23 protein-coding genes, 1 other RNA gene and 1 pseudogene are annotated in these 24,863 nt (G+C 63.6%); 9 read left to right on the top strand and 16 right to left on the bottom strand.

All coding sequences use genetic code 11. The features are described from left to right. Positions 1 to 2: 2 nt before the first annotated feature. The 7 genes from SPHINGO391_RS14090 to SPHINGO391_RS14120 all read right to left on the bottom strand — a co-directional run bounded on the left by SPHINGO391_RS14090 (position 3) and on the right by SPHINGO391_RS14120 (position 5,743). A complete protein-coding gene (locus SPHINGO391_RS14090; RefSeq protein WP_152009420.1) occupies positions 3 to 956 on the bottom strand; it encodes a protease modulator HflC in 954 nt (317 codons plus the stop codon). After that, positions 956 to 2,071, bottom strand: a complete 1,116-nt coding sequence (hflK, locus tag SPHINGO391_RS14095; RefSeq protein ID WP_152009421.1) for an FtsH protease activity modulator HflK — start codon at positions 2,069 to 2,071, stop codon at positions 956 to 958. Before hflK ends, SPHINGO391_RS14090 begins: the two co-directional genes overlap by 1 nt. Before the next feature lie 143 nt (positions 2,072 to 2,214). Next, positions 2,215 to 2,730, bottom strand: coding sequence for a dihydrofolate reductase (locus SPHINGO391_RS14100; RefSeq protein ID WP_152009422.1), 516 nt, complete (start codon positions 2,728 to 2,730; stop codon positions 2,215 to 2,217). Continuing rightward, a complete protein-coding gene (locus SPHINGO391_RS14105; RefSeq protein ID WP_244615195.1) occupies positions 2,723 to 3,073 on the bottom strand; it encodes a MazG nucleotide pyrophosphohydrolase domain-containing protein in 351 nt (116 codons plus the stop codon). The genes SPHINGO391_RS14100 and SPHINGO391_RS14105 overlap by 8 nt, the downstream gene beginning before the upstream one ends. A gap of 2 nt (positions 3,074 to 3,075) precedes the next feature. Beyond that, on the bottom strand, positions 3,076 to 3,870 hold the full coding sequence (locus tag SPHINGO391_RS14110) for a thymidylate synthase (RefSeq protein ID WP_152009423.1): 795 nt from the start codon (positions 3,868 to 3,870) through the stop codon (positions 3,076 to 3,078). A gap of 185 nt (positions 3,871 to 4,055) precedes the next feature. Beyond that, positions 4,056 to 5,216: a sialidase family protein gene (locus tag SPHINGO391_RS14115; protein ID WP_152009424.1), complete on the bottom strand. Its 1,161-nt coding sequence runs from the start codon at positions 5,214 to 5,216 to the stop codon at positions 4,056 to 4,058. Between the two features lie 218 nt (positions 5,217 to 5,434). Then, entirely contained in the window at positions 5,435 to 5,743 is a 309-nt protein-coding gene (locus tag SPHINGO391_RS14120; RefSeq protein ID WP_152009425.1) for a DUF2853 family protein, read from the bottom strand. A 116-nt stretch (positions 5,744 to 5,859) separates the two neighbouring features. Between SPHINGO391_RS14120 and ssrA the strand changes: the two genes are divergently transcribed. The 4 genes from ssrA to SPHINGO391_RS14140 all read left to right on the top strand — a co-directional run bounded on the left by ssrA (position 5,860) and on the right by SPHINGO391_RS14140 (position 7,520). Beyond that, positions 5,860 to 6,230, top strand: a transfer-messenger RNA (tmRNA) gene (gene ssrA / locus SPHINGO391_RS14125). 248 nt (positions 6,231 to 6,478) lie between these two features. Beyond that, positions 6,479 to 7,042, top strand: coding sequence for an SspB family protein (locus SPHINGO391_RS14130; protein ID WP_152011567.1), 564 nt, complete (start codon positions 6,479 to 6,481; stop codon positions 7,040 to 7,042). Between the two features lie 13 nt (positions 7,043 to 7,055). After that, positions 7,056 to 7,271 carry a DUF4169 family protein gene (locus SPHINGO391_RS14135; RefSeq protein ID WP_152009426.1) on the top strand — a complete coding sequence of 72 codons (216 nt, stop codon included), beginning with the start codon at positions 7,056 to 7,058 and terminating at the stop codon, positions 7,269 to 7,271. 3 nt (positions 7,272 to 7,274) lie between these two features. Beyond that, complete coding sequence (locus SPHINGO391_RS14140) at positions 7,275 to 7,520, top strand: ribbon-helix-helix domain-containing protein (RefSeq protein ID WP_152009427.1); 246 nt, start codon at positions 7,275 to 7,277, stop codon at positions 7,518 to 7,520. A 133-nt stretch (positions 7,521 to 7,653) separates the two neighbouring features. Here SPHINGO391_RS14140 and SPHINGO391_RS14145 read toward each other — a convergent pair whose 3' ends face one another. Beyond that, positions 7,654 to 11,571 (bottom strand): AsmA family protein, encoded by a 3,918-nt coding sequence (locus tag SPHINGO391_RS14145; protein ID WP_343200363.1) that lies wholly within the window; start codon positions 11,569 to 11,571, stop codon positions 7,654 to 7,656. A 44-nt stretch (positions 11,572 to 11,615) separates the two neighbouring features. Beyond that, positions 11,616 to 13,031 carry an FAD-linked oxidase C-terminal domain-containing protein gene (locus SPHINGO391_RS14150; protein ID WP_152009429.1) on the bottom strand — a complete coding sequence of 472 codons (1,416 nt, stop codon included), beginning with the start codon at positions 13,029 to 13,031 and terminating at the stop codon, positions 11,616 to 11,618. Positions 13,032 to 13,190: 159 nt separating this feature from the next. Between SPHINGO391_RS14150 and SPHINGO391_RS14155 the strand changes: the two genes are divergently transcribed. The 4 genes from SPHINGO391_RS14155 (at position 13,191) to SPHINGO391_RS14170 (ending at position 16,196) form a co-directional block, all read left to right on the top strand. After that, positions 13,191 to 13,688 carry a thioesterase family protein gene (locus SPHINGO391_RS14155; protein WP_152009430.1) on the top strand — a complete coding sequence of 166 codons (498 nt, stop codon included), beginning with the start codon at positions 13,191 to 13,193 and terminating at the stop codon, positions 13,686 to 13,688. Positions 13,689 to 13,691: 3 nt separating this feature from the next. Further along, on the top strand, positions 13,692 to 15,329 hold the full coding sequence (locus tag SPHINGO391_RS14160) for a chloride channel protein (RefSeq protein ID WP_152009431.1): 1,638 nt from the start codon (positions 13,692 to 13,694) through the stop codon (positions 15,327 to 15,329). A gap of 71 nt (positions 15,330 to 15,400) precedes the next feature. After that, a complete protein-coding gene (locus tag SPHINGO391_RS14165) occupies positions 15,401 to 15,655 on the top strand; it encodes a DUF2164 domain-containing protein (RefSeq protein WP_152009432.1) in 255 nt (84 codons plus the stop codon). Between the two features lie 124 nt (positions 15,656 to 15,779). Next, positions 15,780 to 16,196: an MAPEG family protein gene (locus tag SPHINGO391_RS14170; RefSeq protein WP_152009433.1), complete on the top strand. Its 417-nt coding sequence runs from the start codon at positions 15,780 to 15,782 to the stop codon at positions 16,194 to 16,196. 102 nt (positions 16,197 to 16,298) lie between these two features. On the opposite strand, the pseudogene SPHINGO391_RS25275 reads toward SPHINGO391_RS14170, so the two are convergent. The 6 genes and pseudogenes from SPHINGO391_RS25275 to SPHINGO391_RS14195 form a co-directional block, all read right to left on the bottom strand. Beyond that, positions 16,299 to 17,003 (bottom strand): annotated as a pseudogene (locus SPHINGO391_RS25275) (GGDEF domain-containing protein); the annotation flags it as partial. A 190-nt stretch (positions 17,004 to 17,193) separates the two neighbouring features. Beyond that, positions 17,194 to 18,600, bottom strand: coding sequence for a PepSY domain-containing protein (locus tag SPHINGO391_RS14175; RefSeq protein ID WP_152009435.1), 1,407 nt, complete (start codon positions 18,598 to 18,600; stop codon positions 17,194 to 17,196). Between the two features lie 42 nt (positions 18,601 to 18,642). After that, positions 18,643 to 19,020, bottom strand: a complete 378-nt coding sequence (locus SPHINGO391_RS14180; RefSeq protein WP_152009436.1) for a hypothetical protein — start codon at positions 19,018 to 19,020, stop codon at positions 18,643 to 18,645. A 123-nt stretch (positions 19,021 to 19,143) separates the two neighbouring features. After that, positions 19,144 to 19,476 (bottom strand): Flp family type IVb pilin, encoded by a 333-nt coding sequence (locus SPHINGO391_RS14185; protein WP_152009437.1) that lies wholly within the window; start codon positions 19,474 to 19,476, stop codon positions 19,144 to 19,146. A gap of 273 nt (positions 19,477 to 19,749) precedes the next feature. Further along, positions 19,750 to 20,601 (bottom strand): META domain-containing protein, encoded by an 852-nt coding sequence (locus tag SPHINGO391_RS14190; RefSeq protein WP_193217293.1) that lies wholly within the window; start codon positions 20,599 to 20,601, stop codon positions 19,750 to 19,752. 262 nt (positions 20,602 to 20,863) lie between these two features. Beyond that, positions 20,864 to 21,028 carry a hypothetical protein gene (locus SPHINGO391_RS14195; RefSeq protein WP_193217294.1) on the bottom strand — a complete coding sequence of 55 codons (165 nt, stop codon included), beginning with the start codon at positions 21,026 to 21,028 and terminating at the stop codon, positions 20,864 to 20,866. A 107-nt stretch (positions 21,029 to 21,135) separates the two neighbouring features. Between SPHINGO391_RS14195 and SPHINGO391_RS14200 the strand changes: the two genes are divergently transcribed. Continuing rightward, complete coding sequence (locus SPHINGO391_RS14200) at positions 21,136 to 21,999, top strand: LysR substrate-binding domain-containing protein (RefSeq protein WP_152009439.1); 864 nt, start codon at positions 21,136 to 21,138, stop codon at positions 21,997 to 21,999. 50 nt (positions 22,000 to 22,049) lie between these two features. Here SPHINGO391_RS14200 and SPHINGO391_RS14205 read toward each other — a convergent pair whose 3' ends face one another. After that, the gene (locus tag SPHINGO391_RS14205) at positions 22,050 to 24,545 is read right to left on the bottom strand and encodes a UvrD-helicase domain-containing protein (protein WP_152009440.1); all 2,496 of its coding nucleotides are present in this window, start codon (positions 24,543 to 24,545) and stop codon (positions 22,050 to 22,052) included. Positions 24,546 to 24,863: the final 318 nt, after the last annotated feature.

Raw genomic sequence — 24,863 nt, forward strand, 5'->3', positions numbered from 1 at the left:
CATCAGTTGCCGGTATCAGCCGCAGGTGCTGCCGGTGCCTGTGCCGCAGCCGGGGTCGCCGGCACTGCAGCGCCGGAACCCGCGGCACTGTTGTTGAAGTACCTGAAGAACTCCGACGAGGGCGACAACACCATGGTGGTGCCGGTATCGGCCAAGGCCTGGCTGTAGGCGTTCATCGAACGGTAGAACTCGAAGAATTCCGGATCACGCGCGAATGCCTCGGCAAAGATGCGGTTGCGTTCGCCGTCGCCCTCACCCCGGATGATTTCCGAGTCCCGGGCTGCCTCGGAAACGATCTCGACGACCTGACGGTCGGCAATCGCGCGAATGCGCTGCGCTGCCTCGTTGCCTCGCGCGCGGATCAGTTCAGCCTCGGCCAGACGCTCGGCCTTCATCCGTTCGTAAGTCTGCTGCGAGACTTCCTGAGTGAGGTCGGTCCGACGGATGCGCACATCATCAATGCGCAGTCCGAGCGACTCGGCTTCCGGACGCAACTGATCACGCACTTCACGCATCATCGATGTGCGTTCTTCCGACAAGGCCGATTCAAAGCCGCGCAGACCGTAAACCGTACGAAGGGCGGAGTTCAGGCGGGTACGAAGCCGGGATTCGGCTGCCACCTGATCGCCGGAAACTGTCTGGCGAAACCTTCTCGCATCGGCGATCTTGTAAAGCACGAATGCGTCGACTTCGTAGAACTTGCCGCCGGAAACCTGTACCCGGATATCATCCAGGTCAAAGCGAAGCACCCGATCCTCGACATACTGCACGGTATCGGCATCGATGAACGCAAAAGGCAGCTTGAAATAGAGGCCAGGCTCTGTCTTGACGCTCTGGATTTCACCGAAGCGGACGACGATTGCCTGCTCGCGCTCGTTGACCACAAAGATCGACGACCAGACGATGAAGATGATGACGGCCAGCAGGCCGCCGATAAGGGGAAGACGGTTAGCCATTAGTTTGTGCCTCCTGCATTCTTGCGGACTTCCGGCAAGGGCAGATAGGGCACGACGCCTGCGCCGCCTCCGCTCTGTTCGATGATGACCTTGTCAGATCCGCCGAGAACCCGCTCGAGCGTTTCGAGGTAGAGGCGCGACCGGGTAACTTCCGGCGCCTTGGCATATTCCTCGTAGACCGAAATGAAACGGCCCGCCTCACCGGTCGCCTCATTGACGACACGGTCCTTGTAGGCGGAGGCTTCTTCGCGAAGCTGGGCGCCTTCACCGCGGGCCTGACCGAGCTTCTGGTTGGCATACTGGTTGGCTTCTTCGACGAAGCGATCCTCGTCCTGTTCGGCGCGCTGCACCTCGTCAAAGGCGTCGGCCACTTCCCGCGGCGGCGCTGCGTCCTCGATGGCAACCTGGTTGATGGCAATGCCGGACGGGAAAGCGTCCATCCCGCTCTGGATGATGGTTCGCACTTCCGTGGCGATGGCCTCACGGTTGTCGCGGAAAATATCCTGAGCCGGTCTGCGGCCAACCACTTCGCGCATGGCGCTTTCGGCTATCTGGCGCAACGTGTCTTCCGGTCGGGCGATATTGAACAGAAACGCCGCCGGATCCTGGACCGAATAGAGCAGCTTGAACTCGACATCGACGATGTTCTGGTCACCCGACAGCATCAGGCCGTCGCTCGAACCGGTGCGGGACGATCCGCCGGTGCTCATTTCACGTTCGACGATGGTTGCCAGTTCGACGGTTTCGAACGGCCAGAAGATCATGTGCAGGCCAGGCAGGGAGATCTCTTCCTTGGGCTTGCCGAAGCGCAGCTCGACGCCGCGCTCATCGGGCTGGACCGTGTAGACGGACTGCATCAGCCAGAGGCCGACCAGACCAAGTGCAACAAGGCCAACAATCAGTTTCGAGCTTCCGGAACCGGATCCGCCACCGCCCGGGAAGGCCTGGCGCAACTTGTCCTGTCCGCGGCGGATCAACTCCTCAAGATCGGGCGGATTGCCACCGCCACGTGGCGGCTGGGGGCCCTTGCCCCACGGTCCCTGATTGTTGCCACCACCATTACCGCCGCCGCCCCATGGGCCGCCGCCTCCTCCGTTTTGATTGCTCCAGGGCATCAAGACCTCTTTCCAAACCGTGTTATGGCACGCGCCGGAAACTTTCCGGTGCTTGCACGTTGTCCACGTTATAGGTATCGCGCCCGCGGCTTTCAACGCGGCATCGTGTGATCAGATGCCGATTGCCACATAATCCGGTCGAATTATCGGTTTTGTCGCAGCCAGACGGCAAAACGGACAGTATGGCTGTCTTTTTCGGTCTTTACCGGATCGGACAGACTGACCTTTTGCCACAGGCTCGAATCAATGGCGGGGAAGATCGTGTCCCCCTCGATCTCGGCGTCGACCTCGGTGAGCAGGAGTTCGTCGGCAAGAGAGATGGCGAGGGCATAGATCTGGCCGCCGCCGATGACGGATACCCGGTCGGCGCCGGTCTCGCCTGCGCGGTCCCTTGCCAGTTCAAGCGCGTCGTCGAGGCTTGTGACCGTTTCCACCCCTTCGGCAGAAAACCCAGACCGCGAAACCACGATGTTGGCGCGGCCCGGCAGCGGCCGGCCGATGGAAAGATAGGTCTTGCGGCCCATGATCACCGGCGTACCAAGCGTTGCCGCCTTGAAATGCTTGAGATCGGATGGCAGCCGCCAGGGCATGTCGCCGTCGCGGCCGATCACGCCGTTGCGGGCATGGGCTGCGACGAGGACGATTTTAGGGCTATTCATCGGCATTTCCGGCATCTTTATTCTCGGTATCATTGTCTCCGGGCAGATATTTGAACCACTTCCGCTCGGCGGCCTTCTCCACGTCGACATCGAAACGTTCGGCGATCAGGAGAATTTGGGCCAGGCAGTCTGCGAGTTCATCCTCAAGCTGTTGCCGGATCTGGGCGTCGGTGTCACCCTTCTGGCGACCGCGTCCGGTCAAGCGGAGCCACGCCTGCAGCAGTTCGCCGGTCTCTTCCTGCATCTTGAGAAAATACCAGTCGTCGTCGCGGCGGACATCGCAGTTCTTTGCGTAGATCCGTGAAACCGCTTCCACCTTCTGCTGAATTTCGTGCAATTCCACGGTCACACCGCGATCGGCGCTGAAATCGCCGGGTGCGGGTCGTAGCCCTCGAGGCTGAAATCCTCGTAGGTGAAGGCGAACAGGTCGGTGACATCCGGGTTGATCCGCATCACCGGCAAAGCCTTCGGCTCGCGCGAAAGCTGCAGATGCGCCTGATCGAAGTGGTTCTTGTAAATGTGGGCATCGCCGAGCGTGTGGACAAAATCGCCCGGCTTGAGGCCGGTCACCTGCGCCACCATCATGGTCAGAAGCGCATAGGAGGCGATGTTGAAGGGCACGCCGAGGAAGATGTCGGCTGAGCGCTGGTAGAGCTGGCAGGAGAGCTTGCCATCGGCGACATAGAACTGGAACAGGCAATGGCACGGTGGCAGCGCCATGTTGTCGACCTCAGCCGGGTTCCATGCCGACACGATGTGACGTCGCGAGGACGGATTGGTCTCGATCTGGCGGACGACACCCCCGATCTGATCGATGGTTGTGCCGTCGGGCGCGGGCCAGGAGCGCCATTGCGCGCCGTAGACCGGACCGAGGTCGCCGTTCTCATCGGCCCACTCGTCCCAGATCGAAACGCCGTTGGCCTTGAGATAGGCGATGTTGGTGTCGCCCTTGAGGAACCACAGCAGCTCGTGGATGATCGACTTGAGGTGCAGCTTCTTGGTGGTCAGCGCCGGGAAGCCCGCCGCCAGATCGAAGCGCATCTGGTGGCCAAAGATGCTGCGCGTGCCGGTGCCGGTGCGATCGTCGCGGTCAAAGCCCTGGTCGAGAACCAGGCGAAGAAGGTCGTGATATTGCTGCATGGCCGCCGCTTGATGATTCGAGGAAATGCGATCCTAGCCGAGTTGGGTGCAGGCTTAAATGCTGCGGGCGGGTTATCCCGTTCGCCTCGATCCTCGGGTTGCCGGACTGAATCCGGTCATCGAGCCAATGCCTTGTTTTGGTGTCTGCATGACCACACGCTAATTCTGCATCCCGGCCTTCGAGGTCAGGCCTGGTCCAGCACCTCGACGGCAAGGATCGTCGGCAGGTGCCGGGCTATCTCGTCCCAGCTCTCGCCCTCGTCGAGGCTGGCGAAGACGGAGCCCGAGTTGGTGCCGAAATAGATCCCGGCCGGGTCCCGCGCATCGCCCGCCATGGCCTGGCGCAACACGGTGAAGAAGCAGCTTTGCTGCGGCAGGCCCTGACGCAGATCCTGCCAGCTTGCCCCGCCATCGCGCGAACGCCAGACCGCCGCCGCCGCATCGGGCGGATAGCGGCCCTGGCTGTCGCCGTCGAGCGGCAGGGTCCAGATGGTGTCGGGGTCGCGCGGATGCACCCGGATGGGAAACCCGAATGTCGAAGGCAGCCCTTCGGTGATGTCATCCCAGTTGCGCCCCCCGTCGACCGAGCGCCACACACCGTGATGGTTCTGCTGGTACAGCAGGTCGCCGGCTCCCGGCGCACGCATCATGTTGTGCACGCAATGGCCGATCTCGCCGTCACGCGGCGCGGCTGGATGATCGTGATGGCCGCAATTGTCTGAATTGGAAAGGCGGTTGCGCCGCTCCCAGGCGTTGCCGCCATCCTCGGTGGCGAACACGCCGGCGGCGGAGATGCCGATCCAGAGCTTTTTCGGATCCGCCGGATCAGCGACGATGGTGTGCAGCACCAGGCCTGCGGCGCCGGGGTTCCAGCTGCCGGCGGAGGGATGATTGCTCAGACCCTCGACCTTTTCCCACGATATCCCGCCATCAGTGCTCGCCAGCAGGCTGGCGGGCTTGGTTCCGGCATAGAGCGTGCCGTGGGCATGGCCCAGCGACCAGATCTGCGAGAACGTGTCGGTGAACGGCAAGGCCTCGCCGTTCCAGTTGATCATGGCCGCGAAGTCCGGGTCGTTCTCGGCCCAGTCATCCATCGTGCCGCGCGTCAGCCGCGCAAGCTCCCAGGTGCCGCCGCCATCGAGAGAGCGCCAGACGCCGGCCCCGTGCCAGTCGCCGCCGCCCGCGGCCCAGAGCGCTCCCGTCACCGGATCACCAACGATGTGGTTGATCGGCCAGCCTTCGCAGAACGGTCCGCTGACGGTCCAGCCCGCACGGCTGTCTCCGCCTGAAATCAGGAAGGCACCCTTTGTGGTGCCGACCAGAATGGTGATGCCGCCGGTAGCCATCACAATCACCCTCCTCCAACCCGGAGAGGACAATACCACCGGCCCTGCCCGGTGCCTAGCAAGGGACAGAGCGATATCCGCTGCCGCTCATGTATGGCTTGGAGGACAGTGGTTCAGGCCATGCACGATGGGTGCCTGCTCATCCGCTGTCGGGATATACAAATCCCGCCATGGCCGGACTGATCATGGCGGGATTTTGCAGGTCTGGCGGTTCGGGATCAGAGATCGCCGAGTTTGCCGAGTTCCTTGGCAACCAGATAGTAGAAGGTCACGCGCGCCTTGGAGTTGTCGCCCTTCATCATTTCGCAGACCTTGGCGACTGCATCATCTGCGGCAGCCCCGCTGACGCCGAGCTTCTTGCCACACCATTTTTCAGAAACGCGCGCAAGCTCCGACGGATCCGAACAAGCAACCATCGAAGAATCGCGGCTTCTCAGTGCAATTCCGAGATGCTTGACAATCTTGCCGATGATTTCATCGGATGCACCGGCGTCATATTTCTTCACATCGGCTGCGTAGTCAGTCATGGATATTCCCCTTGGACTGGAAGCCGCCCCTCCCGGAACCGCCCTCCGTTAGCAATTCAACATCTGCATGTTTGGCGCGGAAGCAGAAGCTGTCAATAGTCCGTTGCGGTGATTAACCCCTTTTCATCCTGGGGGAGGCCCCCTATATTGGGAGTGCTGCGCAAGCAGCTATGACAATAAACGAGCGTTGCAATAAACCATTCGGACCCGGGGGCGGTACCCGGCGCCTCCACCATGATCCGGCGACACGCCGCAAAGGCCTTACGGCCGGATGATGATGGGGGCGAAATAGGATCGACGAGGGTGTAAAGAGCGACTTTTTGTTCGGCATTGTACCACCGTTATCGGGCTAAACTTGTAGTTGCAAACGACAACTATGCGGAAGCTCGTCTCGCTGCCTAATGGCGGTGTGACACTTCAAATTAAGTCCTAGGGGGTCGCACTTCTAGGCGGGGTTCGGAGGTACCTGGCAACAGAAACCTCCACTTTCCCTCCTGCGCAGACCGGGCGCATCCAACAGCCCCTTCCGCATGCAGCCGGGAACGCCGCAGGTTCCGGACCGCCGGATGCGCTGTGTAGTGAATGTTTGCGGATACAATCCGGCTTTCTCCCGCAACACAGCTTTCAAGCAAACCGGCTTTCCGCTAAGAAAGATAAATGAATCAGCGGCAGCAAACCGCCCTGATCAATGCGAATTGGCTCCCCAACCGGGCCCAGACAGGAAAGAACGCGCTGATGCCGCAAGACCACATTCGATACGACATTCTTGCCCAGGACGCGCTGCGTGGCGTGATCCGCAAGGTGCTGTCCGAAGTGGCAGTGACCGGCTACCTGCCGGGCGACCATCATTTCTTCATCACCTTCCTGACCGAAGCTCCCGGCGTGCGGATTTCGACCGCGCTCAAGGAACGCTATCCGGAACAGATGACCATCGTGGTGCAGCACCAGTTCTGGGACCTGAAGGTGACGGAATCGCTGTTCGAGATCGGCCTGTCCTTTTCCGACAAGCCCGAGAAGCTGGTTGTGCCCTTTGCCGCCATCCGCGGGTTTTACGATCCGTCGGTCAATTTCGAACTGGAGTTCGACACCGTTCTCGATGTAGCCGCCAATGATGGCGGCGATGACGAGGATGACGACCGCGCGGAACTGGCGGGCACCATCGAACGGCTTGTCGAGCCCTCGGCCAAGGACGATGCAGCCACGGCGGACAATGGCGATGATGACGACACCGATCCCGACGGGTCGAAGAAGCCTGGCGCGGATGTGGTCTCGCTCGATTCCTTCCGCAAGAAGAACTGACGAGAGCAGTGCTGTGAGCGGCGACGTCGTCAATCTGCGCATGGCCCGCAAGCGGCGCGACCGCACCGCCAGGGAGGCCGAGGCCGAACGCAACCGGTTCGAGCATGGACGCTCCAAGGCTGAACGCACGCTGGCGCGGGCCCGCAACGAAAAGGCTGCCCGCGAACTCGATGCCTCACGCCGCGAACCGGACACATCGGCACCCGAGCCCGACAAGGGAACCTCCTAGGGCATGGCCGAAGGCCGTATGCGCAAACATTCGGTGAGCATTCGCGGCCACCGCACCAGCATCACACTCGAAGACGCGTTCATGGATGCGCTCAGGCAGATGGCCGATGAGCGCAACATCGCGGTCGCAGCCCTGATTGCCGAGATCGACAGCGCGCAAGTCACACCCGTCAACCTGTCATCGGCCATCCGGCTCGCTGTGCTCGACTGGGCGCTCAACCGCCGGGATGCGACCATTTCGCACGACTGAGGCCGCTGCAATTCGCGCCCAATCTCGCGCCCCCGATGCAAGGGCCCGGGCGACCCGCGGTCGCGTCGTTGGAGAGATACCGCAACCAGCAGAAACAACCCGGACGCCGGCAAGCAAAGTCCGGCGGAGCCGGTTAATTTCCGTCGATCAGGCTGCGGATGGGGTCCTCGACACCGGGCAGATCGTCAAATCGCAACCGCGGCAGATCCCGGGCTTGCAGATCGTCGGCGATGGCCGAGGGCGGATCGGCCGGTGAATTGGGCGGGCTCTCGAGCGGGCTCGGCAACGGCCGGCGCTCGATCGCGCCTTGCTCATCCACAAGGCCTTCCTGCCGGGCGGCCTCCTCTGCTGCCCGCTGGGCGGCTTCCCGCTCTTGCTGAAGACGCCGCGCCTCTTCCTCGGCCTGCCGTTTCTCTTCTTCCGCCGCAAGCCGCGCGGCTTCCTCCGCGGCGCGTTGGGCTGCGGCCTGCTGTTCACGGTCGCGCTGAGCCTGTTCCTCGGCCTCGCGGGCTGCCTGTTCCGCAGCCAGTTGCGCCTCCTGCTCCGCGGCGATCCGGGCAGCCTCCTCTGCGGCCAACCGTGCGGCTTCGGCGGCCTCGCGCTGAGCCGCGCGTTCGTTCAGAAGCGCGATCTCGCGCCGCAGCCGCTGCTTCTCGACAACCCCAGCCTGCAGCAGTTCGACCTTGCGGCGCTCGCGCTCGAAGGCCCGCATCGAAAGATAGTTTGTCAGCTGGCCTGCATCGATCGATACGGCCGGATCAACCAGCAGACCACCAAGCGTGAACACCACCGAAGGGTCGCCACCGGCAATAGCCTCGACACCCGGCGCGAATGTCAGCCGCCAGTCCGACTGGAGCCGCAGGCCGACGAGGTCCACCCGGGCGTCGCCGGCCAGTTCCGCCCCTTCATCGCTGAACCCGGTGTTGCTGAAGCGCATGACACCGCCGGTCAGGGTGAACGGCAGACCCAAGCTTTCCGTTGTCATTTGGCCAGGGCTCATCAGCTCGTCGACCAGCTCAGCCACCGCACCCGCCTCGATCTCGAAGCCCTCGCGATCTGCCCTGCCGAGGATGCGGTCAAAAGCGGTCGGGTCGAGGCCGGCAACGGTCAGATCCCCGACCGAAAGCTCGCCGCCACCGGCAAGCGAAGACACGAGTTCGCGCAGGGATTTGCCGGTGCCTTCGAGGCTGACGCTGGCGCTGGACGTGCCCGAAAACACGGAAGCGCCGCGCACCGCGCGCTCAAGAGCGGCAAGGTCGGCACCCCCGGCGTCGATCCGGCCCGAAAGGAACACCGAGCCATCTGCATTGCTCAGCGAGACACGGCCACCCAGACGGCCGCCAAACCAGTCGGCCTCCACGTTTTCAAGCGCCATCAGGCCGAGGCCGGTGGAAAGATCGGCCTTGACGTTACGGGCCACGCCACCGCGGGAGAGATCGATCTGCCCGGCCTCGAGCGCGATCCGCAGCTGCGGCTGGCCGGGGGCCGGCGGAAGGAATGGCTGATCGCTCCAGGTCGCACCGTCATTGCCGAAGAGTTGCGGCCCGAGCGCCAGTTCGGCCAGCCATTCGAGATTTGCGAAATCAACACGCAACCGGCCTTCGCCGGAGATATCGGCCGCTGACCGGTCGAACTCAAGCCGGCCTGCAAAGGCATTGTCTTCGGCCCTTCCCGCGATCTCCGAGAGCAGCAGCATGTCATCGTTCATGGCCAGGCTTGCCGTCATCGACACGGGCAGTCCGGCTCCGGCCTGGGGCAGCGAGTGGCCGAACATCATGACGAACGGCTCGACATCGTCCGCGGTCACGGCCAGTTTGAAAAGACCTGACGAGGGTTCCACCGCCGGGATGCGTGCATTGCCGTCGAGCGTCACTTGCGCGCCGGCTGCGGTCAGTTGGGCGTCTATCACCAGGTCGCCGTCATCGGCGCCGCCGGAGGCGTTGAGCTGCAATGCCGCCGGCCCCACGCCTTCGAGCGGCAGGACCGCATAACCGAGCTGTTCGATAATCCGGTAGGCTTCGGAGTTCTCCGCCCTGACGGTGATGGTTTTGGGGCCGTCACCGCCCGGCGCAAGGCCAGTGCCCGACGCGGTGACCCGGTAGCTGCTGCCACCGGTGACACCGCTGAGATTAAGCGCAGGGCCGGCATCGGGATCAAGCGTCAGCCTCACATCCGCGCTCAACTGATCGAAGGCGGTGCCGTTTGCTCCAAGACGGCGGATCAGCTGATGGCCGCCGCTGATGCGCTCGGCGAGAACGAACAGCCCGGCAGCGTTCGCGGCTTCAAGCCGCCCGGTGATCTCGCCGGCCGGGGCTGCAAAAGACCCGGTCACGGTGCCGCTGAATTCTCCCGAAGCGCCGCCGAAATCATCGAACTGCAGCCGCTCGACGGTCAGTTCGCCATTGCGCCAGACCATGGAGCTGTCAAGGCCGGCGAGGCGATAGTCGCCGATAGCGAAGGTGTCGGCCTGAATACGGCCCGCCAAATTGTACTCATCAAGCGGGCGGACCGCGTTGCTCTCGGCGCCGGCGAGCAGCACAAGCGCCCGCACCGCATCGGCGTCGAACGTGTCGCCCGCCAGTTCGACCGAGAGCGAAGGTGCACCGGTCCGAGGCGTCTGGCGTTCGAGCCTGCCCTTGAGAATGGCCGGACCGACCGCAACCTCCAGTGCCTCGAAGCGCTGCAGCAACGGAGACAGGCTGACATTGGCGGAGAACCCCGCAGCGCCGAGGCGACGGATCACCGGATCGACATCGCCGACCAGCCAGTTGGCAAGGCCCGAGGGCTGGGTCGAGGCGGCTGTCAGGGTCCCGTCGAAACCGGCACCGGTTCCGGAGACCAGGCGGCCGCGCGCTTCCACCGTGGTGCGACCGGGAAGATTGGCGGAAAAGCTGTCGACCAGCCAGGCATTGCCATCGGGCCGGGCATCGAGCGTGATTTGCCGCAAGGTGGTATCCCCGGCAACGATCGCAGGCAGATTGAGCGAGATGCGTCCGGGCAGCGGTGGCGGCGGCAGCCGGTCGATCATCGCGTTGACGAGGGCAAGCCGCTGGCCCAGCGGCACTGCCGCGACCGTCTCATCGGCGAAGGCTTCATCGCCCGACAAGCGGTCCATGTCGATCTGCTGCCCGTCGGCAATCAGCAGGAATTCGGGATTTGGCCCGGTGTCGATGGTGGCCTGTCCGGTGACGATATAGGGATCTGCCGAAAATCCGATCTCGGCCCGCCATTCCTCGATGGCGAGGCGCTCGTTGGTCGCGGCGAAATCGCCCTTGGCGACCAGCAGCGGTTTCGCCGAGACAACACCACCCTCGCCCGGATCCGACAGGGCGGTGAACGTGAACAGGCCGTCATAGACCGGCTTGTTGTCCTGGATCCGCGCCTCGCCCTCGGTTTCAAGCAGCACCGGCCAGTCGTCGGGCACCGCCCTCACCCGCATCCGGATCGAGCCGTCGGACTGGGCAATCCCGGTGGTGATCGACACCCCGCCGCGATGGCCGGCGATCTCGCCCTCGGCTTCAACTGTCCAGGGGCCTGAGAGTGACTTCGCCGAGACCAGCGCGTCGATGTCGCGCAGACGGTGGGTGCGGCCGTTCTGGTCGTCGGCAATGGTGATGTCGGCGTCGCTGATGGTGACCCGTTCGAGCACCACCAGATCACCCGGCGGCGTCGGCTTGCGCTTGAGCGCCCAGTCGAGCCTGCCATCCTCAAGAACCCGGACAAGTGCCTTCGGAGCCTCCACCCGCATGTCGAAGATCAGCACCTCGCCGCTCAGGAACGGCGCCAGTTCCGCATCCATGGAGAACCGGCTGATGGTCATGGCCGGCTCGGCCTCTTCGCCAACAACCACATCCGAGAACGTGACCGAAGGAAACGGCAGCAGCCGCGCATCCGCGTCGCCGCGCACCTTGACCGGCTGGCCGATGATCCGGCTTGCCTCGGCCTCGAACGCTGTCCGGTAGCTGCTCCAGTCGATGAAATAGGGCGCAATCAGTGCCGTAAACAGCGCCAGAACAAGCAATCCGCCAATGGCAACAAAGATCCGTACCAGCTTTCAATCCTCCCTTGCGGTCAGCACGACCGCGCCTGTTGGTTTCAGCTCTCGAACGAAAAAATCTTGCCCGGGTTCATGATGTTCATGGGGTCGAGCGCCTGCTTGATCTGCCGCATCACCGATACCCCCTCCCCCATTTCCAGGGAGAGATAGGGCTGCTTGCCCTGACCTATACCATGTTCACCGGTGCAGGTTCCATCCATCGCCAGGGCACGCGCATTGAGCCGCCCGACGAAGTCCTCAGCGGCCTTGATCTCGGCGGGAACATCGGTGTCGAGCAGGATGAGAACATGAAAGTTTCCATCTCCGGCGTGACCGACAATCGGCGCGATCAATCCGGCGGCGGCGATGTCTTCCTGGGTTGTGGCGACACATTCGGCGAGCCTGGAGATCGGTACGCAGACATCGGTCGAGATGCCCTTGGCACCGGGCCTGAGCTGCAACGAGGCCCAGTAGGCATTGTGGCGCGCCTTCCACAGTTCTGTGCGCTGCTCGGGATTGGTGGTCCAGAGGAATTCGCCGCCACCGCATTCCGCGGCGATCTCGCCGAACAGCTCCGCCTGTTCGGCAACGCCGGCCTCGGTGCCGTGGAACTCGAGGAACAACGACGGGCTCTCGGGATTGTCGAGCTTCGAGTAGGCGTTGCAGGCCTTCATCTGCAGCGCATCGAGGAGTTCGATGCGGGCCACCGGAATGCCCATCTGGATGGTCATGATGACCGCGTTGCAGGCGGCCTCGACGGTCGGGAACGGACAAACCCCGCCGGAGATCGCCTGCGGGATGCCCTGCAGACGCAGCGTGACCGAGGTGATCACGCCAAGCGTGCCTTCGGAACCGACGAACAGGCGGGTCAGATCATAGCCGGCGGAGGACTTGCGGGCGCGGCGGGCAGTCCGGATCTCCTCGCCAGACGCGGTCACGGCGGTCACGGCGATGACATTGTCGCGCATGGTTCCATAGCGCACCGCATTGGTGCCCGATGCACGCGTCGAGGTCATGCCGCCTATCGAGGCATTGGCGCCGGGATCGATGGGGAAAAACAGACCGGTGTCGCGCAGATAGGTATTGAGCTGCTCGCGGGTCACACCCGGCTCGACCGTGCAGTCGAGATCCTCGGCATTGACCTCAAGCACCTTGTTCATGCGCGACATGTCGATGGAAATGCCGCCGTTGGGCGCGTTGACCTGACCTTCCAGCGAAGTGCCGGTGCCAAAGGGAATCACCGGCACGCGATGATCGGCGCAGGCCCGGACGATAAGCTTGACCTCCTCGGCGTTGCCGGGGAACACCACCGCATCGGGCAATTGGCCGGGAATATAGGTGGTGGTGTGGGCGTGCTGGGCGCGCAACGCCTCACCGGTCTGCAATTGCTCGCCGAAACGCTGACGCAGCACGCCGATGACCGCCTGGATGCCTTCCTCGTTGCGAAGGCCGGGTTGGAGGTCGCTCAGACCCATGTGGTTTTCTCCGGTCAATGGTGTTTACGCTTTATCTGCCAAATGCTTGCTGCTTCGGCGTGATGAGGTAATGTGCAAACTGAGGCGCTCTTGTCCAGTGTGGGCGCCGCTGAGGGTGAAGATTAGTGGCCGCTGGCAGACATTGGTAAGGGAGAAGCCATGATTTTTGATGCTCCGGTGATCGCGCCAGCGCGCGGACTGGATCCGGCCTGGCTCGATTACAACGGTCACCTGAACATGGCTTACTACAATGTGCTGTTCGACAAGGGCGTCGATCATGTCTTTGAGCTGCTTGGTTGTGGACCTGGCTACCTCGCCGAGCGGAACCTCAGCTTTTTTACAGCCGAAGCCCATGTCTGCTACGTCCGCGAACTCAAGCCCGACGCCAGGGTCAGCGTGAATACACGGCTCATGGATTTTGACGCCAAGCGGATCCACCTGTTCCAGGAACTGATGCATGTGGACGGCTGGCTGTCTGCAACCTGCGAGGCGATGCTGCTGCATATCGACATGACCGGCCCCAGGACAACGCCGATGCCCGATGACGTCGTCGCCAATGTCGGCCGCATGGCTGAGGCGCACAGGCGCCTGCCGCGGCCCGAACGCGCCGGACGGTCCGTCGGGATCACGCGCAAACCGGCTCACCAGACAGGATGAGAGATGCTGCCTGAGATCGTCCGCACAGTGCCTGGACGCATCCGGCAATGGGTGCTTCCCAACATCAGGGCCTTTGTCGAACATCGTCAGCCGGTGATCTGGCTGTTGTCGCTCGTCATCGGACTGTCTGTGGCCTGGGCGGCGATCGGCTTCCGGCAGTTGATCGGCATCGTCCAGCTCTACTGGCTCGGCGACACCAGCGAACAGGTGCTCTCGGTCGCCCGCAACACACCCTGGTACATGATCGTCGCCGGCCCGACGCTCGGCGGCGTGGTTGTCGGCATCATCGTCAGCCGTTTTCTTCCCTCCCGCCGCACCGGTGGCGTGGCCGACGTGATCGAGGCGCGGGCCCTGACCGGGCGGCGGCTGAGCCTGCGCGAAGGCTTGCTGAGCGCGTTCACCACGGCGTTTTCCCTTGGTGCCGGCGGCAGCGCGGGCCGCGAGGGTCCGGTGATCCATCTCGGCGCGACGCTGGCGAATGCCGTGGGCGAACGGCTGCACCTGCCCGATTATGCACGGAGGACGCTGATGGCTGCAGGCGTCGCCTCGGCGATATCGGCAAGCTTCAACGCGCCGATCGCCGGCGTGCTGTTTGCCCATGAAGTGATCCTCGGCCATTACGCCTCACGCGCCTTCGTGCCGGTGGTGATCGCGTCTTCGGCGGGCGCGATTGTCTCGCGGCTCTGGTTCGGCGATGCCGCGGCCTTCATCGTGCCCTCCTACCAGATCACCTCTTACTGGGAGTTTCCGGCGTTCGCGCTGCTGGGCGTGGTCTGCGCGATGGTGGCCGCAGCCTTTCAGTTCGCGCTGTTTTCGGCCGAATATGTGGCGCGGCGCTCACCAGTGCCGATCTGGGCGCTGCCGATTTGCGGCGGGCTGGCCGTCGGCCTGATGGGGGTTGCCTTTCCCCATGTGCTCGGCGTCGGCTACGAGGCCACGGACCTGGCTTTGTGGGGGCAGTTGCCGCTGGCGCTGATGCTCACACTGATCCTGATGAAGACGCTGGCCACGGCGGTCACGCTGGCCGCGCGGTTCGGCGGCGGGGTGTTCTCCCCCTCGCTCTATCTCGGCGCCATGACCGGCGGCGCCTTCGGCATCATCGCGGCAAGCGCCTTTCCCGAACTTGCCTCGAGCCAGGCGCTCTACTCGATCCTCGGCATGGGCGCGGTGGCGGGTGCGGTGCTCGGCGCGCCGATCTCGACCACGGTGATCGTGTTCGAGCTGACCGGCGGCTATGCGCTGTCGATCGCATTGCTGCTCACCGTCGCGATCGCGCACGGGGCGAACCTGGCGCTGCACGGGCATTCCTATTTCCAGTGGCAACTTGAAATGCGCGGGCTGTTCGTCAAGGACGGGCCGCACCGGACCGAGCTGCGCAACGCCCGGGTGATGGATTTCATGACGCTGCCGGCCGACGATGCCGAAGCCGAGTACCTTGACCCCGAGCGAGAGACACCGTCGCTCAAACCAACCGACACGCTGGAGACGGCGTTGCGCGTGTTCGATTCGAGCGGGCATACGCGCCTGCCGGTGGTGGCCGACGAGGAGACGGGGCGGATCGTGGCCTGGGCCGAGCAGGTCAAGGCGGTCAGTCACTTCAACCGCCGCCTGATCGCCGCCAGCGAGGAAGAGCATCGCTAGCGGCCAAAAACCGGCTCGTGGTTTGCCCGGGTCCCCCGCACTTTCCAATTCCAGCTATCCAAGAGAGACCAATGAAGCCGATCACGTTCAGCCGCGAGGAAACCAAGGCCATGGTGGGTGAAATCCAGGAGTATTTCCGCGACGAGCTCGACCAGGATATCGGTTCGCTGCCGGCGGAAATGCTGATGCGGTTCTTCAGCGAGAAGATGGGCGCGTATTTCTACAATCGCGGGCTCTACGATGCGCAGGACCTGATAGGAAAGCGGATGGACAGTCTGCGGGACGATGTGTTTCAACTGGAGCAGCCGACCAGGCATTTGCGCTAGCCCGCGGACACCGCGCGACAAACCAGGCGCAGGACACCAAACCTGTTTACTTCATGCACAAAACCCGGCATCGCATAGGCCCGGGACCGCATGGCCCAACCGACCCATCTGACGGAGATCCACAATGCAAGACCTGACATCAGTCCTTTCGGCAGTCGGTATTTACGCCGCGCTCAACATGGCGATCCTGCTGTGGATAGCGACCGAAACCGGGCGATTGCGCGGCAGGTACAAGGTCTCGATCGGCGACGGCGGGGTCAAGCACCTGATCCGGATCATCCGTGGCCATGCCAATGCGGTCGAGAACATGCCGATGTTCTTCGTCATGCTGCTCATCGGTGCCCTGATCGGCATGCCGGTTTCAGCGGCGCACGGGCTCGGGCTGGTCTTCACCATCGGCCGGGCACTGCATGCCTGGCACTTCATCCAGGAGGACGCGCCGGGCTGGCAGCGCGGCGGCGGCTTCGGCCTGTCGTTCCTGGCCCAGGTGGTTCTGCTGATCGGCCTGCTCGGCCACGGGCTGTGGACGCTGGCGGGTTAAGCGCCTGTTGTTGCGGTCGCCGCCGCGCGCCGGTTTTCCGGCAGTGTCAGCGACAACTGCCTCCGGCTCTTGCACGGACACTTCCGCTTCGGCAACGCAGACACGATCACGGCCAGTGCGCTTGGCCTGGTAGAGCGCGGCATCGGCGCGCTTCATGATGCGTTCGAGTGTCTGTCCGGGAATATGTACGGCGCAGCCAATGCTGACCGTCAGGCCGATTTCATGGCCGGCGATGGTGCCGGCCTCCGACCGCATCAGGCTGCAGACCGCTTCAGCCGCCATGGCGGCTCTGGCTTGGTTGGCACCGGGCAGCAAAACGCCGAATTCCTCTCCGCCCAGCCGGCCGATCAGCGCCTCGGTTGTCAGCGCCTTGCGCAGCACCTCGGCCAGCTTCTTGAGCGCCTCGTCGCCCACATCATGACCATGGGTGTCGTTGATCGCCTTGAAATGATCCGCATCGATCATCAGGAATGCGCCGCCACCGGCTGCAAGCTGTTCCCGGCTCTTGCCGAGCAGGTAGGTGCGGGTGAGAACCCCGGTGAGCGCGTCGTACCTTATGTATTCGTCGACCTTGTCGATGGTCAGGGTCTGCCTGCGGAACATCTGCAGAATGATGATGGCGATCGGCGGCGCCAGAAACAGCGGGATCAGCGCGGCGGGGAACACCGCAATGGCGAAGAAGCCGAAATAGGCCTTGCCGAAAAAGGCAAATGGCAGCGCGAATGTCAAAACCGGGATCAGCACCGCGAACAGTGTGATGACCGCCGCCATCCTGTAGACCTGCCGCCTGGTGCGGATCTCGAACATCGTTTCGGCCTTTCTCCAGCGTTTGCTTTCCGCGCATGATTTTGGGAATGCAACTGCTTCGATATCGCAATTGTTCTAAGAAACGCTGAAATAACCGGCCGCGCCTCTGCGGGCGAATCAGGCCGGTGCGCGAAACGGCGCGACACCCAGGCCGCGCCCCTTCGGACGCGGCCTTCCCGTTGTCAGTGCATCAGGAGAGCGCGCGTTTGAGCGCCGGGATGCGGGAGAGGACAAGCATGTCCACGACCATCACCACGAGCAGGGTGAGACCCGCCATCGGGAACGCCATCGAGACTGCGAGCGCAACAAATGTGGCGCCCTGCCAGAGCGGCATGTCGCGCGGCAATGGCGGCGCGGAGAGGCGCAAGCCCCCTGCCCGGCGCTTCCACCACATCACCACGCTGCTTGCGCACAGGAACAGCACCGACAGGCAGACAGCCGTGTTGGCGAGCACGCTCCACAGCCCCATGGTGCCCATGTGCAGCGCAATACCCACCGCCATGGCCTTCCCCGCCCAGGAATAGTCCTCATAGCGGACGTCGGCCAGGATGTTGCCGGTGTAGCGGTCGACATGCACGGTGCGGTCCGACATCGGGTCGGTACTGTCGGTGCTCATCGAATCCCGGCTGAAGGTGTAGACGCCGGTTTCGCCGGTGGGGACGTTCATCTGGTAGCGGCCGTCAAACCCGATTGCGCGGGCAAGCTGGTCCATGGTGTCGATGGTGATTCCGGTGCCTGCGGGCAGTCCGGCCTCGCCGGCCTGGCTGCCGGATGCGGGCATCGGCGTCTGTTCCAGCGCCCAGGGAACTTCCTTGGGGCCATGGTTCATCGAGGCGTGGGTATCGTCGGACAAGGGCACATTGTCCCATTTCTCCGCCGGGAACTGGCTCCAGGCCTGCACCATCTTCTCGCCCCAGATGCCAGCCCAGGACAGGCCGGAGACGAGGAAGAACACCAGGAACAGCGAGATCCAGAAGCCCAGAACCCCATGCAGCGAGCGCCACATCGCCCTGCCGCCGCGGGCGAAAGACGGCACCAGCACCGCCCGCCAGCCGAACCCACGCGGCCACCACATGTAAAGCCCGGTGGCGATCAGCACCATGCCGAGCGAGGCAGCGATCTCGATCATCCGGTCGCCGGTGACGCCGAGCAGGAGATCGCTGTGAACGTTGTCGAAAAAGTCATACCAGCCGCTGCGGCGGGGGAACTCCGCCAGCACGGTCGCGGTGTAGGGATCGACCGCGACCATGGTCGCCTTGCCGTCGAGATCGACGCGGAAGATGGCGGCGAGACCTTCGGCGCGCGGGGCGACATATTGCTTGAGCGTGCCACCGGGAATGGCCGCCAGCGCGGCATCGGCCTGGACCGAGACGGATTGGGCCACCGCTTGCTGTTGAACGGCGATGCGTTCGCCGTCACGACCATCGACATAGGCGATCCAGGCCATGGCCATGCCGGTAATGGCCAGCATGGCGAAGAACGGGATAACATAGAGCCCGGCATAGAAATGCCAGCGCCATGCCGCGAGATAGAGTTTGCTGGTGCCGGCAGGCGCTGTGGCCTGCGCCGGCGCACCGGACGAATCGATCGAGACCATCAGTCTCTCCTCTGACAAAAGAATTGCTTTGAATTGCGGGTGTCAGAGAAGGACGGGCGGCGCCCGGGCATGGCGGCCGGACTTGAAAACGCCGGAACGCAGGATGGTTTTTTCGAAAGCGAGAGCTTCGGCATCGCCAAGCTCAACCGGCTCGAGCGCCGCGCCCGCCTGCGGCAGGGCCGCCGTATGCACCTGCATCGACCAGTCGCAAAGCGATTTCGCGGGATCTCCGGCCGGATCGCCTTCATCGCCCAAGGTGACCGTCTCGAAGCCGGCTCCTGTACAGATGACGATCTCCATGCCCTGACCGGAGAACCGCGGCATGGTGTGGACCGAGAAGAACGAGGCAAGCAGCAACGGAACGAACAGGGCCGCAAAGACCAGTCGTCTCGTTTCCAGCTCTCTCAATCCCTGCATCATGCCATACCCCTAGCCAAATACCGCCACGCGATACAGCGGATTTTTCAACTCTGCAGGGTTTTTGCGCAGAGAGGGGGCATTGCTGCCGAGTGTCTGCCGGCGCCGCGGCGTGGCTCGGGGGGATCAGGGAGGTGATTGCAAGGCGTGGCCTGCGGTCATGGCATGCCCATGTGACTGGGTGTGCCCATAAGATTGCGGCTGACCATGCGCCCGGGCCTGTCCCTGTGAGGAAGTCTGCAGCGACACAAGGCTTGTGCCGCCGGCGGCCGCACCGGGCCGGCTGGAGGACATCGCAAGCGTGTTTGAGACAAGCCCGAACTGGGTCTGGATGGCCGTACCGACGGTTCCGGCCCCGGTGAGAAGGGCCACGGAGAGGACCGCCGCCGTGAGCGCATATTCCATCGCGGTTGCACCGGACTCGCAGTCGGCGGCGCGGGTGCAGAGTACCTTCATCATGGAGGTCCCTTTCAGATCAGTGTGCACGCCCGGTCAATCATCGACCGGGTCCGGCCAATCATTGGCCAGACACGGCAAGGTTGCACGCAATCTGTTTCAAAACCGTTGACGGCACTGGTTAAGAATGTGCCAGAACGGCACAGCAGTTCCATTATGGGAGATACGCACCACCGGCAAGACGTGGCCTGGTGCAGGTTGACGCCGCCTGGAGGATGCCTCCCGGCGGCGTAAAGTGCTGAAGCTGCGCCGTTTTTTGGCGGCAATCGGCGGCCGTTACATCCGCCGGATCTTCATCAGCTCCGCACCGTTGGCTGCCTTGAAGGTCACAGTGCGGCCTTCGCGGACAATGAGCCTGCTGGTTGTGAGCGCCCGGCGAAGCCCATCCTCCGCCGCGGTTTCGCCCTGGCCGGCGCACCGCATCTTGGTTTGCATCACCTGCCCGTCGGGCTGGACACGGCCATTGCGGACCGCGATGCGGGTGGAATGACTGTTGCAACCGATCGTGGCGCTGACCTGGCCGCGATCATCGAGCCCCAGGCGCGCTCTTGCCGCCATCTGCTGGCCGAGCTGGACCAGGAAACCGTTGTCGGCGGCGATGTGGGTGATGCGGTAATTGCCGACCAGATCGCCCAGATCGACGCCGCCCGCCTGGCTCGAGGTCTGCCCGGCAGAACGCGCATCGACAAAGCGGAAGGTTTCCCATCCGGAAGCGCGCTCGGATACGGCTGCCAGATGCGAGCGTTTGCCAACGCCGGCGCGGACGAACTTGCCGTTCTGGACCGACCGCAGCGCGACGTTGCGTCCGTTGACCCCCATCACCTCAAAGGTTTCCCAGCCCCTGATATGCGGGCTGCCCGCGGCCAGAAAGGTGCCCTGTCCGACGCCCGCGCGAACAAAGCTGCCGGTGCGAACGTCACGAAATGCAATCCTGTTGCCTTCCAGCCGGACCGTATCAAGGCGGCTGGCGCTCCGGGTGTCCGGGGCAGCGGCGGCAAGCGTGCCGCCCACGATCGTGACATATTTGCCGGACTGAACCGACTGGAGATAGATTTCCTCAGCCTTCGCCATTGCCTCGGCGGCAAGCAGGAAACCGAGAGCGAGACAGCTGCGAACGAGATTTTTCATGGCCGGAACCCCTTGTTGACCATTGAGCGATGCCCTGTTGTGCCGCCACTCGATTGAACCGGCCTTGAACGGCAAATTCATCCGGCATTCATCGGAGCCAACCGACTCTTATGATGCACGTATCGAAAAGGGAACGCTCAACAGCACAGGAGAGCCGGCGGCCCACGCCACCGGCTCTCGATGCCTTGCAATGATCTTGAGGGCGGCCCTGCCCTCTGTGGCGGTCTCAGGGCTGGCCTCAGCGGTGGTCTCAGCGGTGGTCTCAGCGGCCTGGCGCGGTATCGGCCTTCCCTGTCGACGCACCTTTCGAGCATGACGCAGCCGGGCTGCGGTCACCCTTGAATGACCAGCGGTTGCGCGGCTGCGTTGTTTCAGGAGCGGACATCCGCGTGGCTTCGAACATCGTTCTGGCGATCAGATTGAACATGGCTTTCTCCTGTTCCGGCTGTGACTATGCGAGAACCATAGAGTCCGGACCCTAATGCGTAAAACGAATTATATTGCTTCTTATGATGAGCGTTGCTAATCAAAGCCATGCAACGTGATCTCGAAATCGACCTTCTGCGCTCCTTCGTGGCGATTGCCGCGCACCGCAACTTCACCCGCGCGGCGGAAGCCATCGGGCGAACCCAGTCGGCGGTCAGCCTGCAGCTCAAGCGGCTCGAGGAGATCGCCGGCGAGCGGCTGTTCGAGCGCAGCCGCAATTCCGTCGAGATCACCAATTCGGGCGAGGCGCTCTTGGTCTATGCCAACCGGATCCTGTCAGCCAACGAGGCGGCGCTGGCGCATATGCGGCGGCCCGAAGCCGAAGGCCTGATCCGTTTCGGCGCGCCCGACGATTACGCCAGCCACCTGCTGGCGCCGATCCTCGCCGGATTTTCCGCCGAATACCCGCTCGTCGAATTTCAACTGACCTGCGAAAGCTCGATCGACCTCGTGCCGATGCTGGAGCGCGGCAAGATCGACATCCTGCTCGGCACCCACCGGTCGGACCAGGTCAAGGGCCGGATCGCGCGTTACGAATCGCTGCACTGGGTGGCCGCACCCGATTATGTCGATGATCCCGACCAGCGGCTCTCGCTGGCGCTGTTTCCGAACGGCTGCGCGGTGCGGGAAGCCGGATTGCGGGCGCTTGAGCAGATCGAGCGTCCCTGGCGCATCGCCTGCTCGACCCGCAGCGTTAACCTGATCGAGCAGACCGTGCTCAACGGCTCGGCAGTCTCGGTGATGGAAGCCTCGATCATCCCCGAAAGCTTACGCATCCTCGACGGCCATCCCGGCTTCCCGCCGCTCCCCGAGATCGCCATGAGCGTGCACTACAACAAGGCCGCCTGCGCCCCGCATGTGGCGATATTCGCGGATTACCTGGTGGGGGAATTGGGGAGGGTAAGGGGGTAGCTCGGATTGCGCTCTGGCATCCAGGCGCGACAGGCGGGCATTAAAGCCCCCTACCCCACCGGCTCCACAAACCCATCCAGCACCCGCTTCTGCCCCGCCTTGTCGAAATCGATCGTCAGCTTGTTGCCATCGATCCCGGCAATATTGCCGTTGCCGAATTTGAGGTGGAAGACGCGGTCGCCGACCGAGTAGGCGGAGGTGGTGCCAGTGGACTTGGCGACGAGTTCGCCTTCGATGGTGGAGCCGCGCGGGCCGGATTCGCCGTAGGCGATGCGTTCGACGGCGTGGCCGGAGCGGGTGCCCCAGTTGTCGCGGGCGGCGTCGGTCTTGTTGGCCTGGGCGCGTTTCCAGCCCGGCGTGTTGTAGTTGCCGGCGAACGGTTCGGCCTTGTCGAAGCGCGAGGCGCCGTAGGGGCCGCCGGAGTGGCGGCCGCCTGACGCCCCGAAGCGCCCACCCCGGCCATAGCCGCCGTAGCCGGTGTCCATTTCGGCAACTTCGACATGGGCCTCGGGCAGTTCATCGAGGAAGCGCGAGGGCAGTGTCGATTGCCACAACCCGTGAATTCGGCGGTTGGAGACGAACCAGATGTGGCAATAGAGTTTTGCGCGGGTGAGGCCGACATAGGCGAGCCGGCGCTCTTCCTCGAGGCCCGAGCGCCCGCCCTCGTCGAGCGCGCGCTGGTGCGGGAACAGGCCTTCCTCCCAGCCGGGCAGGAACACGGTCTCGAATTCCAGCCCCTTGGCCGAGTGCAGCGTCATGATCGAGACGGCGTCGAGATCGGGGTTGTTGTCGGTGTCCATGACCAGCGCCACATGCTCCAGAAAGGCGCGCAGCGATTCGAAGCCGGAAATGGTCTCGACCAGCTCTTTCAGGTTTTCGAGCCGCGTCGGCGCGTCGGCGGACCGGTCGTTCTGCCACATCTCGGTGTAGCCGGATTCCTCCAAAATGGTCTCGGCCAGTTCGTGGCCGGGTGTCGTCTCCATCATCCCCTGCCAGCGGGAGAACATCTCGACCACGTCGGTCAGCGACTTGCGCGGCTTGGGTTTCAGTTCATCGGTCAGGATCAGTTCGCGCGCGGCGGCCAACATCGGGATGCCGCGGGCGCGGGCGACGTCATGGACCTGGCGCACCGCCGCTTCGCCCAGGCCGCGCTTGGGGACATTGACGATACGCTCGAAGGCGAGATCGTCGGCGGGCTGGCTGACGACGCGGAAGAACGCCATCGCGTCGCGGATTTCCTGGCGCTCATAGAAGCGCGGGCCGCCGATGACGCGATAGTTCAGCCCCAGCGTGACGAAGCGTTCCTCGAACTCGCGCATCTGGAACGAGGCGCGGACCAGGATCGCCATGTTGTTGAGTGCCCGGCCCTTGATCTGCGCCTGCTCGATCTCCTCGCCGATGGCGCGGGCCTCTTCCTCGGAATCCCAGGCGGCATGGACCATCACGCGCTCGTGCTCGGGGTCGGACTGCTCGGTGAACAACGTCTTGCCGAGTCGGCCTTCATTGTGGGAAATCAGATGCCCGGCAGCGCCGAGGATATGCTCGGTCGAGCGGTAGTTGCGCTCAAGCCGGATGACTTTCGCGCCGGGGAAATCCTTCTCGAAGCGGAGGATGTTTTCGACTTCCGCGCCGCGCCAGCCATAGATCGACTGGTCGTCATCGCCGACGCAGCAGATGTTGGGGCGCTCGCCGGCGGGCCGCTGGGCCAGCAACCTCAGCCACATGTATTGGGCGGTGTTGGTGTCCTGGTACTCGTCGACCAGGATGAAGCGGAACTTCTGCTGGTAGTCCTTCAGCACATCCGGGTTGGCGCGAAACATGCGGATCGGCAGGCAGAGCAGATCGCCGAAATCGACGGCGTTCAGCGTCTGCAGCCGCTCCTGGTAGGCCTGGTAGAGCGCCCTGCCCTTGCCATTGGCAAAGCCGCGGCTGTCGCCCTCGGGGATGTCGGCGGGGCCGTAACCCTTGTTCTTCCAGCCGTCGATCAAATTGGCGAACTGCCGCGCGGGCCAGCGCTTGTCGTCGATGCCTTCGGCCTGGATCAGCTGCTTGCACAGCCGGATGACGTCGTCGGTGTCGAGAATTGTGAAATCGGAACGAAGGCTTGCCAGTTCCGCATGGCGGCGGAGCAGCTTGACGCCGATCGAGTGGAAGGTGCCGAGCCAGGGCATGCCCTCGACCGCGCCGCCGACCAGAACGCCGACGCGCTCCTTCATCTCGCGCGCCGCCTTGTTGGTGAAGGTGACCGAAAGGATCTGCGACGGGAATGCCAGGCCGAGATTGAGGATATGGGCGATGCGGGTGGTCAGCACGCGGGTCTTGCCGGTGCCCGCCCCAGCCAGCACCAGCACCGGGCCTTCGATGGATTCGACTGCATCGGCCTGCTCTGGATTGAGGCCCGCGAGGTAGTTCGGCGCGGGCCGCGATGCGTTGCGCGCAGCCATGGCACGCGCGGCAATTCCGCCACCCGAGGCGCTGGCTGCGGGAGCGCGGGGCGCGGGATCTTCGTCGCCGAAAAACGGGATATCGTCATCTGGTCTGTTCATACCCCGTGAATGTAGTGATTCGGGGCGGAAAGACCAGCGTTCGCGGTTTGGTCCGTCATGTCGGGGATCTCGGAGACAGTTTACTTTTGGCGCCTTGGGATATGACGCCACTGCGAAACCGGACCGCCAAAAGTAACCTGTCCCCCACCTTTCACAACTCGGGCTTGCCATTTCGGACGGATTTGGCAAGGATTGCGAAACGGCCCGATGCTGCCGGCAATCCGCACCCGATAAGGGCAAGGCGAAAGCACCACGGATCACGACAGGTTTCATCCTTCACGGCGAAACCGTCAGCAACGCGGATACTGACCAGGATTT

Source organism: Hoeflea sp. EC-HK425, assembly GCF_902498795.1.
Lineage (GTDB): Bacteria > Pseudomonadota > Alphaproteobacteria > Rhizobiales > Rhizobiaceae > Hoeflea > Hoeflea alexandrii.